Annotated in this window: 16 protein-coding genes and 1 tRNA gene; 11 read left to right on the top strand and 6 right to left on the bottom strand. The window is 68.6% G+C overall.

Features of this window, described 5'->3' with window-relative positions; translation table 11 throughout:
• Window positions 1–283: 283 nt before the first annotated feature.
• The 6 genes from ACFYZR_RS22355 to ACFYZR_RS22330 all read left to right on the top strand — a co-directional run bounded on the left by ACFYZR_RS22355 (window position 284) and on the right by ACFYZR_RS22330 (window position 4964).
• On the top strand, window positions 284–1732 hold the full coding sequence (locus tag ACFYZR_RS22355; protein ID WP_391912864.1) for an amino acid permease: 1449 nt from the start codon (window positions 284–286) through the stop codon (window positions 1730–1732).
• Window positions 1733–1817: 85 nt separating this feature from the next.
• Complete coding sequence (locus tag ACFYZR_RS22350) at window positions 1818–2240, top strand: Mov34/MPN/PAD-1 family protein (protein ID WP_391912862.1); 423 nt, start codon at window positions 1818–1820, stop codon at window positions 2238–2240.
• A 125-nt stretch (window positions 2241–2365) separates the two neighbouring features.
• Window positions 2366–2647 carry a MoaD/ThiS family protein gene (locus ACFYZR_RS22345; RefSeq protein ID WP_391912861.1) on the top strand — a complete coding sequence of 94 codons (282 nt, stop codon included), beginning with the start codon at window positions 2366–2368 and terminating at the stop codon, window positions 2645–2647.
• Window positions 2648–2663: 16 nt separating this feature from the next.
• Window positions 2664–3614: a PLP-dependent cysteine synthase family protein gene (locus ACFYZR_RS22340; RefSeq protein ID WP_391912859.1), complete on the top strand. Its 951-nt coding sequence runs from the start codon at window positions 2664–2666 to the stop codon at window positions 3612–3614.
• A gap of 110 nt (window positions 3615–3724) precedes the next feature.
• Complete coding sequence (locus ACFYZR_RS22335; protein ID WP_126914323.1) at window positions 3725–3844, top strand: transposase; 120 nt, start codon at window positions 3725–3727, stop codon at window positions 3842–3844.
• A gap of 367 nt (window positions 3845–4211) precedes the next feature.
• Window positions 4212–4964: an MBL fold metallo-hydrolase gene (locus ACFYZR_RS22330; RefSeq protein ID WP_391912857.1), complete on the top strand. Its 753-nt coding sequence runs from the start codon at window positions 4212–4214 to the stop codon at window positions 4962–4964.
• 91 nt (window positions 4965–5055) lie between these two features.
• Here ACFYZR_RS22330 and ACFYZR_RS22325 read toward each other — a convergent pair whose 3' ends face one another.
• Together ACFYZR_RS22325 and ACFYZR_RS22320 are read right to left on the bottom strand one after the other, a co-directional pair.
• Window positions 5056–6252 carry a PTS transporter subunit EIIC gene (locus tag ACFYZR_RS22325; RefSeq protein WP_391912927.1) on the bottom strand — a complete coding sequence of 399 codons (1197 nt, stop codon included), beginning with the start codon at window positions 6250–6252 and terminating at the stop codon, window positions 5056–5058.
• 317 nt (window positions 6253–6569) lie between these two features.
• Entirely contained in the window at window positions 6570–7883 is a 1314-nt protein-coding gene (locus ACFYZR_RS22320) for a PTS transporter subunit EIIC (protein WP_391912855.1), read from the bottom strand.
• Window positions 7884–8076: 193 nt separating this feature from the next.
• Here ACFYZR_RS22320 and ACFYZR_RS22315 point away from each other — a divergent pair, with 193 nt between their 5' ends.
• The 3 genes from ACFYZR_RS22315 to rdgB all read left to right on the top strand — a co-directional run bounded on the left by ACFYZR_RS22315 (window position 8077) and on the right by rdgB (window position 9823).
• Window positions 8077–8310 (top strand): glucose PTS transporter subunit EIIB, encoded by a 234-nt coding sequence (locus tag ACFYZR_RS22315; protein ID WP_229348836.1) that lies wholly within the window; start codon window positions 8077–8079, stop codon window positions 8308–8310.
• Between the two features lie 114 nt (window positions 8311–8424).
• The gene (gene rph / locus ACFYZR_RS22310) at window positions 8425–9156 is read left to right on the top strand and encodes a ribonuclease PH (protein ID WP_391912853.1); all 732 of its coding nucleotides are present in this window, start codon (window positions 8425–8427) and stop codon (window positions 9154–9156) included.
• 64 nt (window positions 9157–9220) lie between these two features.
• Entirely contained in the window at window positions 9221–9823 is a 603-nt protein-coding gene (rdgB, locus tag ACFYZR_RS22305) for an RdgB/HAM1 family non-canonical purine NTP pyrophosphatase (RefSeq protein WP_391912851.1), read from the top strand.
• Between the two features lie 49 nt (window positions 9824–9872).
• Here rdgB and ACFYZR_RS22300 read toward each other — a convergent pair.
• The 3 genes from ACFYZR_RS22300 to ACFYZR_RS22290 all read right to left on the bottom strand — a co-directional run bounded on the left by ACFYZR_RS22300 (window position 9873) and on the right by ACFYZR_RS22290 (window position 11350).
• Window positions 9873–9956 (bottom strand) — tRNA-Leu (locus tag ACFYZR_RS22300).
• 45 nt (window positions 9957–10001) lie between these two features.
• Window positions 10002–10673 (bottom strand): HNH endonuclease signature motif containing protein, encoded by a 672-nt coding sequence (locus tag ACFYZR_RS22295; RefSeq protein ID WP_391912849.1) that lies wholly within the window; start codon window positions 10671–10673, stop codon window positions 10002–10004.
• Window positions 10670–11350: an HNH endonuclease signature motif containing protein gene (locus ACFYZR_RS22290; RefSeq protein ID WP_391912847.1), complete on the bottom strand. Its 681-nt coding sequence runs from the start codon at window positions 11348–11350 to the stop codon at window positions 10670–10672. Before ACFYZR_RS22290 ends, ACFYZR_RS22295 begins: the two co-directional genes overlap by 4 nt.
• 301 nt (window positions 11351–11651) lie before the next feature.
• On the opposite strand from ACFYZR_RS22290, the gene ACFYZR_RS22285 reads away from it, so the two are divergent.
• Entirely contained in the window at window positions 11652–12182 is a 531-nt protein-coding gene (locus ACFYZR_RS22285; RefSeq protein ID WP_391912845.1) for a hypothetical protein, read from the top strand.
• Entirely contained in the window at window positions 12182–13474 is a 1293-nt protein-coding gene (locus ACFYZR_RS22280; protein ID WP_391912925.1) for a sensor histidine kinase, read from the top strand. The genes ACFYZR_RS22285 and ACFYZR_RS22280 overlap by 1 nt, the downstream gene beginning before the upstream one ends.
• Here ACFYZR_RS22280 and bcp read toward each other — a convergent pair.
• Window positions 13455–13922, bottom strand: a complete 468-nt coding sequence (bcp, locus tag ACFYZR_RS22275) for a thioredoxin-dependent thiol peroxidase (RefSeq protein ID WP_391912843.1) — start codon at window positions 13920–13922, stop codon at window positions 13455–13457. The two genes, ACFYZR_RS22280 and bcp, sit on opposite strands and share 20 nt — an antisense overlap.
• Between the last annotated feature and the right edge of the window lie 38 nt (window positions 13923–13960).

Genomic DNA, 13960 nt, shown 5'->3' with positions numbered 1-13960 from the left:
CTCACCGAACGCTCAATTCCGAATAACGATCACGTCACTGTGACGGCGGCAATTAAGCCGCCGTCTTTGCTTTTGTCCTGATTTATTTGTGTCATGCGCCACAACACTCACATTGATCTCGCCTTTAGACGTGATACTTCTTGCCGACCTGCCTCCGTGACGCCACCCCTGTCACGGCGGGGGCGCTGAGCCGGCCGACCGTCGGCACCTAGCAGGACTCCATCCGGGGGGATCGGTACCCGATCCGGAGCAACCGGATCGGTATGGAGAAAGGCGCACCACCATGACCTCTGAGCAGGTCGCGGACCGCACCGCAGTGCGGGACGGAGAAGGAAGCGGACAGGACGCTTCCGAAGGTTACGAGCGGGGACTCGGTAACCGACAGATTCAGATGATCGCCATTGGTGGCGCCATCGGCACCGGGCTGTTCCTCGGCGCGGGCAAGGCCATATCCAAGGCCGGACCCAGCCTCATCCTGGCCTACGCCATCGCAGGCCTGGTCATCTTCTTCATCATGCGAGCGCTCGGCGAGCTGCTCATGTACCGCCCGGTCTCGGGCTCCTTCTCGGACTACGCCCGGGAGTTCCTCGGCCCCTTCTGGGGTTATGTGACCGGCTGGACGTACTGGCTCTTCTGGGTCGTCACCGGTATCACCGAGGTCACCGCGGCCGCCGCCTATGTCCAGTACTGGAACAAGGGCATTCCACAATGGGCGTCGGCGCTGGTCTTCACCGTCATTCTCTACTTCGTCAACCTGATCTCCGTAAAGCTCTTCGGTGAGCTGGAGTTCTGGTTCTCCATGGTCAAGGTCACCGCCATCATCGGCATGATCCTGATCGGCGTCGGTGTCATCACCCTCGGCTTCTCCAAGGCCGGCGACACCGCCTCCTTCGACCTGCTGTGGAGCCACGGCGGGTTCTTCCCCAAGGGCATCGGCGGCACGCTGATGACCCTGCAGATCGTGATGTTCGCCTTCCTGGCCGTCGAGCTCGTCGGCGTCACGGCGGGCGAGGCCGCCGACCCCAAGAAGACCCTGCCCAAGGCCATCAACACCGTGCCGTGGCGCATCGCCGTCTTCTACCTGGGCGCGCTCATCATCATCCTGTCGATCGTTCCCTGGACCGAGTTCATGCCCGGTGTCAGCCCGTTCGTGGCGGCCTTCGCCAAGATCGGTCTGCCCGCCGGCGCCGGAATCGTCAACTTCGTGGTGCTGACCGCGGCGCTGTCGTCCTGCAACTCCGGTATGTACTCCACCGGCCGTATGCTCCGCGACCTGTCCCTCAACGGCCAGGGCCCGAAGTTCTTCGGCCAGCTGTCCAAGAAGGGCCTGCCCTTCCGCGGCACGACCTTCTCCGCCGCGCTGATGCTCGTCGGCGTCTGGATCAACTACCAGTGGCCGGGCAAGGCGTTCGACTACGTCGTCTCCTTCGCGACCATCTCCGGTATGTGGGCCTGGGTCATGATCCTGGTCGCCCAGCTCCGCTACCGCCGCAAGGCGGACCGCGGCGAGCTGCCCCAGTCCGAGCTCAAGGCCCCGGGCGCCCCCTGGACCAGCCTCTTCGCCCTCGCCTTCATCGGCATGGTGATCGTGCTCATGGGCATCGACAAGGACGCCCGGATCTCCCTGTACTGCGCGCCCGGCTGGGCCGCGATCATGTGGGTGTCCTACCTCGTCCTCAAGAAGCGCAACCCCAAGGCGTTCGAGCGCAAGGACTACACGCCGGCCGCCTGAGCCGGATGTGAATCCTGAATGAACCGGCCCCGTACCGACCTCGGTACGGGGCCGGTTCTTCGTTTCTCTGCTTATCCTGGCGCGCATGCTGACCATCACCCAGGCCCTGTACGACCGGATCGTCGAGCACGCCCGCGCCGACCACCCCGACGAGGCGTGCGGAGTGGTCGCGGGTCCCGAGGGCGGCGACCGGCCCGAGCGGTTCATCCCCATGCTGAACGCCGCCCGCTCACCCACGTTCTACGAGTTCGACTCGACCGACCTGCTCAAGCTCTACCGCGAGATGGACGACCGCGACGAGGAACCGGTCGTCATCTACCACTCGCACACCGCGACCGAGGCCTACCCCTCCCGCACCGACATCTCCTACGCCAACGAGCCCGGCGCCCACTACGTGCTCGTCTCCACCGCCGACACCGACGGCTCCGGCCCCTTCCAGTTCCGCTCGTTCCGCATCGTCGACGGCGAGGTCACCGAGGAGGACGTGAAGGTCGTCCCGGCGTACTGAGCGCTGAGACCACCTATCCCGCATACCGGGACGAACATACGGCTGGCGCACGGGGAATCGATACGATGCGCCCACCGTTCCCCCTCTGGAACCAGGCACCTCTCCGCACTCCGACAGGAGCACCCATGGCCATCGAGGTCCGCATCCCGACCATCCTCCGCACCTACACCGACGGCCGGAAGGCCGTCGAGGGCAGCGGCGCCACGATCGACGAGCTCTTCAAGGACCTCGAGACCCGCCACCAGGGCATCCGCGAGCGCCTCGTCGACGACAAGGGCGAGCTCCGCCGCTTCGTCAACGTCTACCTCAACGACGAGGACGTCCGCTTCCTCGGCGGCATCGCCACCGAGCTCGGCGACGGCGACAGCGTGACGATCCTCCCGGCCGTGGCCGGCGGCTCGGTCTGATCCCGGCGCGCCCCGCATGCGCTACGACAGCCCCCTGGCCGCGGTGGGCAACACCCCGCTCGTCCGCCTGCCGCGCCTGTCCCCGGCCGAGGACGTCCGCGTCTGGGCCAAGCTGGAGGACCGCAACCCCACCGGCTCGGTCAAGGACCGCCCCGCCCTCCATATGATCGAGCAGGCGGAGAAGGCCGGCCGGCTCACCCCCGGCTGCACCATCCTGGAGCCCACCTCCGGCAACACCGGCATCTCCCTCGCCATGGCGGCCAGGCTCAAGGGCTACCGCATGGTGTGCGTGATGCCGGAGAACACCAGCGAGGAGCGCCGCTCCCTGCTCGCCATGTGGGGCGCCGAGATCATCCCGTCGCCCGCCGCCGGCGGCTCCAACACGGCCGTGCGCATGGCCAAGGAACTCGCCGGGCAACACCCCGACTGGGTGATGCTCTACCAGTACGGCAACCCCGACAACGCCGGTGCCCACTACGCGACCACCGGCCCCGAGATCCTCGCCGACCTTCCCGAGATCACCCACTTCGTGGCCGGACTCGGCACCACCGGCACCCTGATGGGCGTCGGCCGCTATCTGCGCGAGCACAAGCCGGACGTGGCGGTCGTCGCCGCCGAGCCGCGCTACGACGACCTCGTCTACGGCCTGCGCAACCTCGACGAGGGCTTCGTGCCCGAGCTCTACGACGCCTCCGTCCTCACCACCCGCTTCTCCGTGGGATCCGAGGACGCCGTCCGCCGCACTCGCGAACTCCTCGCCGAGGAGGGCATCTTCGCGGGCATCTCCACCGGCGCGGTGCTCCACGCCGCGCTGGGCGTCGCCCGGAAGGCGGTACGGGCGGGGGAGCGGGCCGACATCGTCTTCATCGTGGCCGACGGCGGCTGGAAGTACCTGTCCACCGGCGTCTACACCGCCGCCACCACGGAAGAGGCCGTCGAGACCCTCCACGGCCAGCTCTGGGCGTAGCACCGACGCGCCGTCCGAGCGCGCCGGTCCATAAAAAACAGAACTGTGCACGGGTGAACTTGCACTACCGATGTTGGGAAGCGGCTGACATCATCACGTAGGAGACGCACATGAACTGTCCCGCATGTGGATCTTCGGACATGAGGCAACTCAACAATGGAAACTGGCAGTGCGGAAGCTGCGGCGCAGTCACGGCTGGATCGAGCGGCCTGGGATGCGCTCGCCCCTGAGACGCGTGAGCGGCTGGCGGCGTTCATGACGCCGGAGGTCTTCACGGTGACGGCCGGCAGCAAGGAGTCGGCCGAGCGTTTCCAGCGCTTCATGGAGACCCTGGACCGCGCAGAGGCCCACCGGCCGCCGCTGTAGCCCGTCCGCCGCCCGTTCTCCGTTCCTTCTCGTTCGCAGGGCCCCGATCGCGCTCCACCGGCAGCGCGGCCGGGGCCCTGTCGCGTGCGCGCCGTGCCGGTGCGGCCCACGTCCGTCCTGGTGATTCCGCCCACACGCACCGTCCCGGAGGAGTCACGGCCCGTTCTCTCGCCTTACCCTCGACTGCACCGCATGGCCCCCCGTAACCGGCCCACGGAGGTTCAGGCCCGCATGAAGCTCACCGTCGTCGGATGCTCGGGCTCGTTCCCGTCCACGGAATCGGCCTGCTCGAGCTATCTGGTGGAGGCCGACGGCTATCGGATCCTCCTCGACATGGGCAATGGCGCCCTCGGCGAGCTGCAACGCCACATCGGTCTCTACGACCTCGACGCCGTGCTCCTGTCGCATCTCCACCCCGATCACTTCATCGACATGTGCGGCTACTTCGTCGCCCGCTACTACCGCCACGAGGGCGGCCGTGCCGACGCCATCCCCGTCTACGGCCCGGCGGACACCGAGCGGCGGCTGCTCACCGCGTACGGCGACATCCCCGACGAGGCCTGTATGAGCGAGGTCTTCGACTTCCGGACCTTCAACCCGGGCACCTTCACCCTGGGCCCGCTGACCGTCCGTACGGCCCGGGTGAGCCACCCCGTGGAGGCGTACGCCTTCCGGGTCGAGCACAACGGCACGTCGCTGGTGTACTCGGGCGACACCGGCCCCTGCGAGGCCCTGGACGAGCTGTCGCGGGGCGCGGACCTGCTGCTGTGCGAGGCGTCCTTCACCCATGGCAAGGAGGACATCCCCGACCTCCACCTCAACGGCCTGGAGGCGGGCGAGGTGGCCGCGGCCGCCGGGGTGGGCCGGCTGGTCCTCACCCACGTCCCGCCGTGGACGGACCCGCTCACCAACCTCCGCGACGCGCGCTCGGTCTACGCCGGCCCGGCGGAGCTGGCGCACGCGGGGGCGGTGTACGAGCTGTAGCGTCCCCCGGACGTGACGAAGCCCCCGGAACACCTGACGGTTCCGGGGGCTTCGTGGCTTCGGGACTTCGTGACGAGGGCTCGTCAGATCGTCACTTGACGTCCTCGAGCTGGCCCTCGGGCTCGCGGCCCGGGGTCGGGAGGTTGAACTTCGTGATCGCGAAGCGGAACACCACGTAGTACAGGGCGCCGAAGGCGAGGCCCACCAGGGCCAGCAGCCACGGCTTGGTGGCGATGCCCAGGTTGAGCACGAAGTCGATGGCGCCGGCGGAGAAGCCGAAGCCGTCCTTCATGCCGAGCGCCCAGGTCAGGGCCAGCGAGACACCGGTGAGGACCGCGTGGATCGCGTAGAGCACCGGGGCGACGAACATGAAGGTGAACTCGATCGGCTCGGTCACACCGGTGACGAACGCGGTGAGCGCGAGCGAGGTCATCATGCCGCCGACGACCTTGCGGTTCTCCGGGCGGGCGCAGTGGACGATCGCCAGGCAGGCCGCCGGGAGGGCGAACATCATGATCGGGAAGAAGCCGGTCATGAACTGTCCGGCGTTCGGGTCGCCGGCGAGAAAGCGGGCGATGTCGCCGTTCTTGCCGTGGTAGTCGCCGGCCTGGAGCCAGGGGAAGGAGTTCAGCAGGTGGTGCATGCCGACCGGGATCAGCGCGCGGTTGGCGACACCGAAGATGCCCGCGCCCACGGCGCCGGAGCCCACCAGCCACTCGCCGAAGTTGTGGAGACCCGTGCCGAGGACCGGCCAGATGAGACCGAAGGCGACACCGATGACCAGACCGGCGAAGGCCGAGAGGATCGGGACCAGTCGGCGGCCGCCGAAGAAGCCCAGCCACTCGGGCAGCTTCTTGCGGCTGTAGCGCTGGTAGAGGAGGGCCACGACCAGACCCATGACGACACCGCCGAGGACGCCGGCGTTGACCGCCGCCTCCTTCATGACGATCTTGCCGTCGACGACGGAGGCGACCTTCGGCAGGTTGCTGTCGGTGAAGGTGGCCAGCACCTCCTTGAAGACCAGGTAGCCGGTGACGGCGGCCAGGGCGGTGGAGCCGTCCGACTTCTTGGCGAAGCCGATGGCGACACCGACGGCGAAGAGGAGCGCCATGTTGCTCAGCAGCGCGTTGCCGCCGGCCGACATATAACCGGCGATCTTCGTGATGAACTCGGGGAACGAGTCCCGGCCGAGCATGTCGTTGTTGCCCAGGCGCACCAGCAGCGCGGCGGCCGGCAGGACGGCCACCGGCAGCATCAGGCTGCGGCCGATACGCTGGGCGACCGCCATGGCACCGGCGCCGAACTTCTTCTTCTCCTCCGGTGCGGCCTTTTCGGGCTTATCAGCCTTCTCGGCCTTTCCAGGCGCCTTCTTCGCCGCCTTGGCTGCCGTACTCATCGGATTCCTCCAGGTGAGGCGGGCGCTCGGGGGGAAGGGGGACGGCCCGCAATTTGGTCTACACCACTACTGGTTTAGACCTGTTGTAGCACGTGAGTCGGGCATAAAGGAATCCATCGTTCCAAGTGGCCTGGAACACAGAAGTAAGGGCGGCGTGAGCGCTCAGCGCTGTGTCACGCCACCCTTACGGGACGTTGATTAACGCGTGGTTACTTCACGTTGTCCTTCTCGATCTGCTCCGCCAGTTCCTCCGGCTCACGGCCCGGGGTCGGCAGGTCGAAGAAGGTGATCGCGAAACGGAAGACCGCGTAATAGACGACGGCGAAACACAGCCCGATCGGGATGATCAGCCAGGGCTTGGTCGCCAGTCCCCAGTTGATGACGTAGTCGATCAGGCCCGCCGAGAAGCTGAAGCCGTCGTGGACCCCCAGCCCCCAGGTGATGGCCATCGAGACACCCGTCAGCACCGCGTGGACCGCGTAGAGCGCCGGGGCGATAAAGAGGAACGAGTACTCGATCGGCTCGGTGATGCCCGTGACCAGCGAGGTCAGGCCCACCGACAGCATCATGCCGCCCACCGCCTTGCGGTGGTGCGGCCTGGCGCAGTGTGCGATCGCCAGCGCCGCCGCCGGCAGCGCGAACATCATGATGGGGAAGAAACCCGAGGTGAACTGGCCCGCGTGGGGATCGCCCGCCAGAAAGCGGTTGATGTCGCCGTGCACCACCGTGCCGTCCGGCTTGGTGAACGAACCGAACTGGAACCAGACGAACACGTTCAGGAACTGATGCAGGCCGATCACCAGCAGAGCGCGGTTGGCCACACCGAAGATGCCCGAACCCCAGGAGCCCAGATCCGACAGCCACTGGCTGAAGCTCGTCAGCCCCCGCCCCACCGGCGGCCAGATCCACAGGCACAGCGCGGCGAAGACGATCGCCACGAACGCCATGATGATCGGCACCAGCCGGCGGCCGTTGAAGAACCCCAGCCAGTCCACCAGCCGCACCCGGTGGAAACGCTGCCAGAACCACGCCGCCAGCAGCCCGATCACGATCCCGCCGAACACCCCCGGGTTCTGGTACGTCGCCGGGCCCGCCGGCCCGGCCGTCCCCACGCACACCCCGCTCAGCAGCCCCAGCCCCGTGAAGGTGCCCCCGCCCGGGCAGGTCTCCGGGAACTGGTGCACCACCGCGTAATAGACGAGGAAGCCCGTCACCGCCGCCAGCGCCGTCGAGCCGTCCGCCTTCTTCGCCATCCCGATCGCCACACCCACCGCGAAGAGCAGCGGCAGCCCCAGCGAGGAGTCCAGCAGCGCCCCGCCCGCCCCGGCCATCACCTTGGCCACGTCCGTCCAGCCCAGGCCGTCCTTGCCGAAGACGTCCGGCTGACCGAGCCGGTTGAGGATGCCGGCCGCCGGCAGCACCGCGATCGGCAGCTGGAGGCTGCGGCCCATCTTCTGGAGGCCCTGGAAGAGCCCCTGCGACCACTTCTTCTTCCGGGGAGCCGCCGCGGCGACCGAACTCATGTGCGTCCTCCGGCTGCTGGCATACTGGTGTAGACCACTTGTGCGAGCGGTGGTGCCCCCGGAACGCAGTCCGGGTGGTCGCCATCTTTCGGGAGATGGCGGACATACGCCCGCATAGTTGGGCTATACGTGGGTTACCGTGTGAAAGCCGGTCGGCGACATCGCCGAGGGGCCGAGACAACCAGGAGTGCACATGGCCAGCAAGGCTGAGAAGATCGTCGCCGGCCTCGGCGGCATCGACAACATCGAGGAGATCGAGGGCTGCATCACCCGTCTCCGCACCGAGGTCGCCGACGCCTCCCTCGTCGACGAGGCCGCCCTCAAGGCCGCCGGCGCCCACGGCGTCGTCAAGATGGGCACCGCCATCCAGGTCGTCATCGGCACCGACGCCGACCCGATCGCCGCCGAGATCGAGGACATGCTCTGATCCGCGCTGTGACCCGCGCTGTGAACTGAGCCACGCGCTCCTAGCACAGGGCCCCGTTCCCGTTGATCCCTCAACCGGAACGGGGCCCTCTGCCGTCGCTATAGGCTCATCACCATGTCTCGTATCGACGGCCGTACCCCCGACCAGCTCCGCCCCGTGACCATCCAGCGCGGCTGGAGCAAGCACGCCGAAGGCTCCGTCCTCGTCTCCTTCGGCGACACCAAGGTCTTCTGCACCGCCAGCGTCACCGAAGGCGTCCCCCGCTGGCGCAAGGGCTCCGGCGAGGGCTGGGTCACCGCCGAATACGCGATGCTGCCCCGCTCCACCAACACCCGGGGCGACCGCGAATCCGTCCGCGGCAAGATCGGCGGCCGCACCCACGAGATCTCCCGCCTCATCGGCCGCTCCCTGCGCGCCGTCATCGACTTCAAGGCCCTCGGCGAGAACACCATCGTCCTCGACTGCGACGTCCTCCAGGCCGACGGCGGCACCCGCACCGCCGCCATCACCGGCGCCTACGTGGCACTGGCCGACGCCATCACCTGGGCCCAGGGCAAGAAGCTCATCAAGCACGGCCGTCAGCCCCTCACCGGCACCGTCTCCGCCGTCAGCGTCGGCATCGTCGACGGCGTCCCCCTCCTCGACCTCTGCTACGAGGAGGACGTCCGCGCCGAGACCGACATGAACGTCGTCTGCACCGGCGACGGCCGCTTCGTCGAGGTCCAGGGCACCGCGGAGGCCCAGCCCTTCGACCGCGACGAGCTCAACAGCATCCTCGACCTCGCCGTCGCCGGCTGCGCGTCCCTGGACGCCGCCCAGCGCGAGGCCCTGGCCCGCACGCTGTAGCCGTTCCCCGGCAGGACCCCCGGGTGCCCGGGGGTCCTGCCGGAGCCCCGGGATAATCGGGACCATGAAGCGCCTGATCCTCGCCACCCGCAACGCCAACAAGGTCACCGAGCTCCGCGCCATCCTCGCCGCGGCCGGCCTCGACGTCGAACTCGTCGGCGCCGACGCCTACCCCGAGATCCCCGACGTCAAGGAGACCGGCGTCACCTTCGCCGAGAACGCCCTCCTCAAGGCCCACGTCCTGGCGCAGGCCACCGGCCACCCCGCCGTCGCCGACGACTCCGGCCTGTGCGTCGACGTCCTCAACGGCGCCCCCGGCATCTTCTCCGCCCGCTGGGCCGGCGCCCACGGCGACGACAAGGCCAACCTCGACCTCCTCCTGGCCCAGCTCTCCGACATCGCGGAGGAGCACCGCGGCGCCCACTTCGCCTGCGCGGCGGCGCTGGCGCTCCCGGACGGCACGGAGCGCGTCGTCGAGGGCCGCCTGGAGGGCACGTTGCGCCACGAGCCGGCGGGTTCGGGCGGCTTCGGCTACGACCCGATCCTCCAGCCGCTGGGCGAGACGCGCACGTGCGCGGAGCTGACGGCGGACGAGAAGAACGCGATCAGCCACCGGGGGAAGGCGTTCCGGGGGCTGGTGCCGGTGGTGCGGGAGCTTTTGGGCTGACCGTACGCCGAAGGGCCGTCCCGCCGGAGCGGGACGGCCCTTCGCAGGGTGCGGCCGGAGGGACTCGAACCCTCACGGGATTTCTCCCACGGCGTTCTAAGCGCCGCTCGGCTGCCTGTTACGACACGGCCGCATACACGGCCATGGTACTGGCGTAGTCGGGGACGACTCCACACCCCTAGCTGGTTGAGCGGCGCCGACTCCCGCCACGACACCAGGTGCTTGTGACGGCGTGGCAGTTGGGACAGAGGAGTCGGAGGTTCTCTCGGCGGTCGTCGCTCCAATCGCCGTTGATGTGATCGATCTCGAGCGTCATGGGCTTGCCGAGCCACTGGGGTCCGGTCCCGCACTTCGTGCACTCCGTCGGGACTCCGGTATCTTCCAGCGCCCGGCGAAGCAGGGCAGTGCCCGTTCGACTCCTGCCGCTGTGCTTGACGAGGAGCTCCTGTGCAGTCTTCCTGGGGCTGCTTGTGCCGGGCTTGCCGCGTTGGTGGCCCTGCCCCAGGAAATGCGAGGTGGCGAGCCCGTCTTCGGCTATCCATTGGCGGAGCAGAGTGCGCTGGCTGGTGTTGTCTCTCTGACCGAGCCGTTTCAGCGTCTCGGCGGTGGAGACGGAACGGGATACGGCCTCACGCAGGTCGTCAGGTGACGGCCTCGGCCCGCTCTTGCGGTACGGACGGCGGCGAAAGTGCGAGACATCGATCCCGAAGTGCTCGAAGCGCCGGTAGAGGTATCTGGGGAGATGGTTGTAGGGCCGAGTGCCGAAGAAGGCTATGACCTCATTGATGCTGGTGCACTGACGGGCAGCCTCGACCAGGCGTTCCCGCGTGTACTGAGTACCACTGGTCATCGCTCCCCACCGTCCGTGCGTGAGCCTCGGGAGGCGGCTGCCCGACGGGCCTTTCCTCGACCGCGATAGGTGTCGGTCGTCGAGTGGCAGTTGGGGCAGAGCAGCCGGAGATTGCAGATCCGATTGTTTCGCCAGTTTCCATCGATGTGATCCACCTCGAGTGGCAGGGGGTGGCCTTGCCACGTGGGCTCGATGCCACAGAGCGCGCAGCGGTCCGGGACGCCGAGTTCTCGCATGGCTCGCTTGAGTCGGCCGTTCTGCTCGCGCCGGGCGTTGGAAGGATCTTGTTCGACAAGTAGCTCTGCTGTAGTGCGGTGCCGCCTGCCTTTGGGCGACCGGCCTCGACGGTCGAAGTGCGAAGTGTCGATGCCGAACATCCGGATCCGGCGGCTGATGTGGGTGTGGTGTCCCCCGACGGCTTCGAGTCCCAGCCGCCGCAGAACGTCATTCATGTTCGACGACGCTGCTACTGCGCCTTCGAGGATCTCCTTGGTCCAGCGGACCCCTTCGCGTTCGAAGTGGGATGTGTCGATTCCCATCGACTTCATCCGCTCGTGGATGTACCGCCGCGACGAGCTCTTCGGATCCACCCCGAGCTTGCTCAACGCCTCCGACAGCGTCCGCGACGACTCCGCCGCCGCGGCGAGCCGCTCTCGCGTGTACGGGCTGACCGGCATGATTCCCCTCCCCACCCCGTGGCCCCCGGCGGGAAGAGGGCACGGCCGAAGGCCGTACCCCGTTCCCGCCGAGCGAGCCGCGAAGGCTGTGACTCGGACGGTTGCGTCCCTGGGTACGGCCACCGACCGGCGGCCTCGTATGGAGTAACGCGCGTGCCCGGGATCGGTTACGTGATCGGTTACGCCACACATGTCCGTGGGGCGAAACGGGAACGCGCGGCCTTTTTTCTCCGTCACTCAGAGCGGGGAAGGGGACAGGCCCGTGGACGAACAGCCGCCTGTGAGTGAGGAAGAGAGCCCGATGACCGACCGCACCGTGGCCCGCTGGGCGGGCTGGCGCAGCGTGGTGGCGATCCTGGTGGGGGTGGCCGTGCTGGTGGCGGGTGGGGTGTGGCTGGAGGACGCCACGGACCGGGCGAGCATGGTGGACGAGGCGCCGAAGACCGCGGCGGCGCAGCGGTCGGGGGCCGACGGGCAGGAATCGCAGGTGGAGCCGGAGGATTCGGGCGCGCGGGAGCTGCCGGGGGTGCGGGACTGCGGGATGGGTGAGCCGGTGCAGGAGCCGACGATCATCACGCTGGATTGTTCGACGTCGGGCCGGGTGGCCAGTGGTATCCGGTGGGATGCCTATACGGAGGACGGCGCGAACGGCAGCGGTGTGGTGCAGGTGTCGGGGGGTGCGTCGGGGGCGGCGGCGAAGTCGTTCCAGGCGAAGCTGCGGCTGTACGGGCCGAAGGAGGTCGACGGCTCGGTGGCGTTCACGGCGCTGGAGGTCGTCTATACGGGTGCCACCCCTTCCGGTGAGCACCGAGAGGTGCTCCCGATCGCGTGATGGGTATTCGTGGCCGGATCGCGTTCGCGATCTCTTTTGTCACCGCGTTGGCCGTGGTGGTCCTGGGTGTGGCCGTGCACCACATATCGGGGCTGGAGCGGGACCGGCAGGCGAAGGCGTATCAGGACGGGTTGCTGAGTTCGGCGCTGCAGATCTATCAGCGGGACGGGACGCTGGCGCTGGGGGCGCAGCTGGACGATTCGACGTTGCCGTTCACGTTGTCGCAGGCGGTGGCGCGGGGGCAGTCGGGTACGTACATCAGCGGTGGTGAGGATCCGCGGGTGTGGGCGGCGACGGGGGTGGCGGGGGACCGGGTGCTGTCGATCTCGGCGTCGTATCCGGCGCGTGATCCGTTGCAGACGGCGCTGGACAAGGCGCTGGTGGTGGCGGGTGCGGCGACGGTGGCGCTGATGGCGGTGGTGGCGTGGTTCGTGGCGCAGGGGTTGTCGCGGCGGTTGCGGCTGAGTGCGGCGGCGGCGCGGCGGATCGCGGCGGGGGAGACCTTGGACGCGGGGGCGCTGGGCGGCGGTGGCCGGGACGAGGTGGCCGAGCTGGGCCGGTCGGTGCATCAGATGGCGATGTCGCTGGCGGGGCGGGTGTCGGCGGAGCGGCAGTTCACGGCGGATGTGGCGCATGAGTTGCGGACGCCGGTGGCGGGGCTGGTGGCGTCGGCGGAGTTGTTGCCGCATCCGCGGGCGGTGGAGATGGTGCAGGAGCGGGCGCAGACGATGCGGGCGCTGGTGGAGGATCTGCTGGAGGTCTCGCGGCTGGACGCGGGGGTGGAGAGCGCGCAGCTGGACGCGGTGGAGCTGCCGTCGCTGGTGCACGGGATCGTGAAGCGGGCGCGTGGTCAGCGGGGTGTGGACGATGTGGCGGTCGAGGTGGTCGGCGAGGGCCGGATCGTGGCGACGGACGCGCGTCGGGTGGAGCGGATCCTGGTGAACATCCTGGCCAACGCGGCCAAGCACGGCCGGCCGCCGATCGAGATCACGGTGGACGGTACGCGGATCGTGATCCGGGACCATGGGGACGGTTTTCCGCCGGGTCTGGTGGATCAGGGGCCGCGCCGGTTCCGTACGGCCGCGCCGGAGCGGGGTACGGGGCACGGTCTGGGGCTGACGATCGCGGTGGGGCAGGCGGCGGTGCTGGGTGCCCGGCTGGTGTTCGGTGCGGCGCCGGGCGGTGGCGCCCAGGCCGTCCTCGACCTGCCGGAGGCCGAGGACGTGCCGGAGGGCGAGCGTCCGGTGTGCCGGGGCGCGCTGGCGCCGGGGGCTACAGCCCCAGGTCCTTGATGATCTTGGCGACGTGGCCGGTGGCCTTGACGTTGTAGAGGGCGCGTTCGACCTTGCCGTCCTCGTCGATGACGACGGTGGAGCGGATGACGCCGGTCACGGTCTTGCCGTAGAGCTTCTTCTCGCCGAAGGCGCCGTAGGCGGCGAGGACCTCCTTGTCGGGGTCGCCGAGGAGGGTGACGCGCAGGTCCTCCTTCTCGCGGAACTTGGCGAGCTTCTCCGGCTTGTCGGGGGAGATCCCGATGACGTCGTAGCCGTGGCCGGCGAGGAAGTCGAGGTTGTCGGTGAAGTCGCAGGCCTGCTTGGTGCAGCCGGGGGTGAGGGCGGCGGGGTAGAAGTAGACGATGACCTTGCGGCCCTTGTGGTCGGCGAGTGAGATCTGCTTGCCGTCCGCGTCGGGCAGGGTGAAGGCGGGGGCGGTGTCGCCGGGCGTCAGTCGCTCGCTCATGGCTCTCCTCGACAGTCGGTGGTTATGGTCCCGAGGGT

This window comes from Streptomyces sp. NPDC001678, assembly GCF_042892945.1.
Classification (GTDB): domain Bacteria; phylum Actinomycetota; class Actinomycetes; order Streptomycetales; family Streptomycetaceae; genus Streptomyces.
Note: the sequence above shows the minus strand (reverse complement) of the source record. Positions and strands in the feature narration are given on the sequence as shown.

What these genes read in the sequence shown, in the direction of transcription:
- ACFYZR_RS22315 (WP_229348836.1), top strand. Translation starts at nt 8,077, where the DNA reads ATGGCCAGCAAGGCTGAGAAGATCGTCGCCGGCCTCGGCGGCATCGAC.
- ACFYZR_RS22335 (WP_126914323.1), top strand. Translation starts at nt 3,725, where the DNA reads ATGAACTGTCCCGCATGTGGATCTTCGGACATGAGGCAACTCAACAAT.
- ACFYZR_RS22355 (WP_391912864.1), top strand. Translation starts at nt 284, where the DNA reads ATGACCTCTGAGCAGGTCGCGGACCGCACCGCAGTGCGGGACGGAGAA.
- bcp (WP_391912843.1), bottom strand. Translation starts at nt 13,922, where the DNA reads ATGAGCGAGCGACTGACGCCCGGCGACACCGCCCCCGCCTTCACCCTG.
- ACFYZR_RS22290 (WP_391912847.1), bottom strand. Translation starts at nt 11,350, where the DNA reads ATGCCGGTCAGCCCGTACACGCGAGAGCGGCTCGCCGCGGCGGCGGAG.
- ACFYZR_RS22280 (WP_391912925.1), top strand. Translation starts at nt 12,182, where the DNA reads ATGGGTATTCGTGGCCGGATCGCGTTCGCGATCTCTTTTGTCACCGCG.
- rph (WP_391912853.1), top strand. Translation starts at nt 8,425, where the DNA reads ATGTCTCGTATCGACGGCCGTACCCCCGACCAGCTCCGCCCCGTGACC.
- ACFYZR_RS22350 (WP_391912862.1), top strand. Translation starts at nt 1,818, where the DNA reads ATGCTGACCATCACCCAGGCCCTGTACGACCGGATCGTCGAGCACGCC.
- ACFYZR_RS22325 (WP_391912927.1), bottom strand. Translation starts at nt 6,252, where the DNA reads ATGGCGGTCGCCCAGCGTATCGGCCGCAGCCTGATGCTGCCGGTGGCC.
- ACFYZR_RS22320 (WP_391912855.1), bottom strand. Translation starts at nt 7,883, where the DNA reads ATGAGTTCGGTCGCCGCGGCGGCTCCCCGGAAGAAGAAGTGGTCGCAG.
- rdgB (WP_391912851.1), top strand. Translation starts at nt 9,221, where the DNA reads ATGAAGCGCCTGATCCTCGCCACCCGCAACGCCAACAAGGTCACCGAG.
- ACFYZR_RS22285 (WP_391912845.1), top strand. Translation starts at nt 11,652, where the DNA reads ATGACCGACCGCACCGTGGCCCGCTGGGCGGGCTGGCGCAGCGTGGTG.
- ACFYZR_RS22330 (WP_391912857.1), top strand. Translation starts at nt 4,212, where the DNA reads ATGAAGCTCACCGTCGTCGGATGCTCGGGCTCGTTCCCGTCCACGGAA.
- ACFYZR_RS22345 (WP_391912861.1), top strand. Translation starts at nt 2,366, where the DNA reads ATGGCCATCGAGGTCCGCATCCCGACCATCCTCCGCACCTACACCGAC.
- ACFYZR_RS22340 (WP_391912859.1), top strand. Translation starts at nt 2,664, where the DNA reads ATGCGCTACGACAGCCCCCTGGCCGCGGTGGGCAACACCCCGCTCGTC.
- ACFYZR_RS22295 (WP_391912849.1), bottom strand. Translation starts at nt 10,673, where the DNA reads ATGACCAGTGGTACTCAGTACACGCGGGAACGCCTGGTCGAGGCTGCC.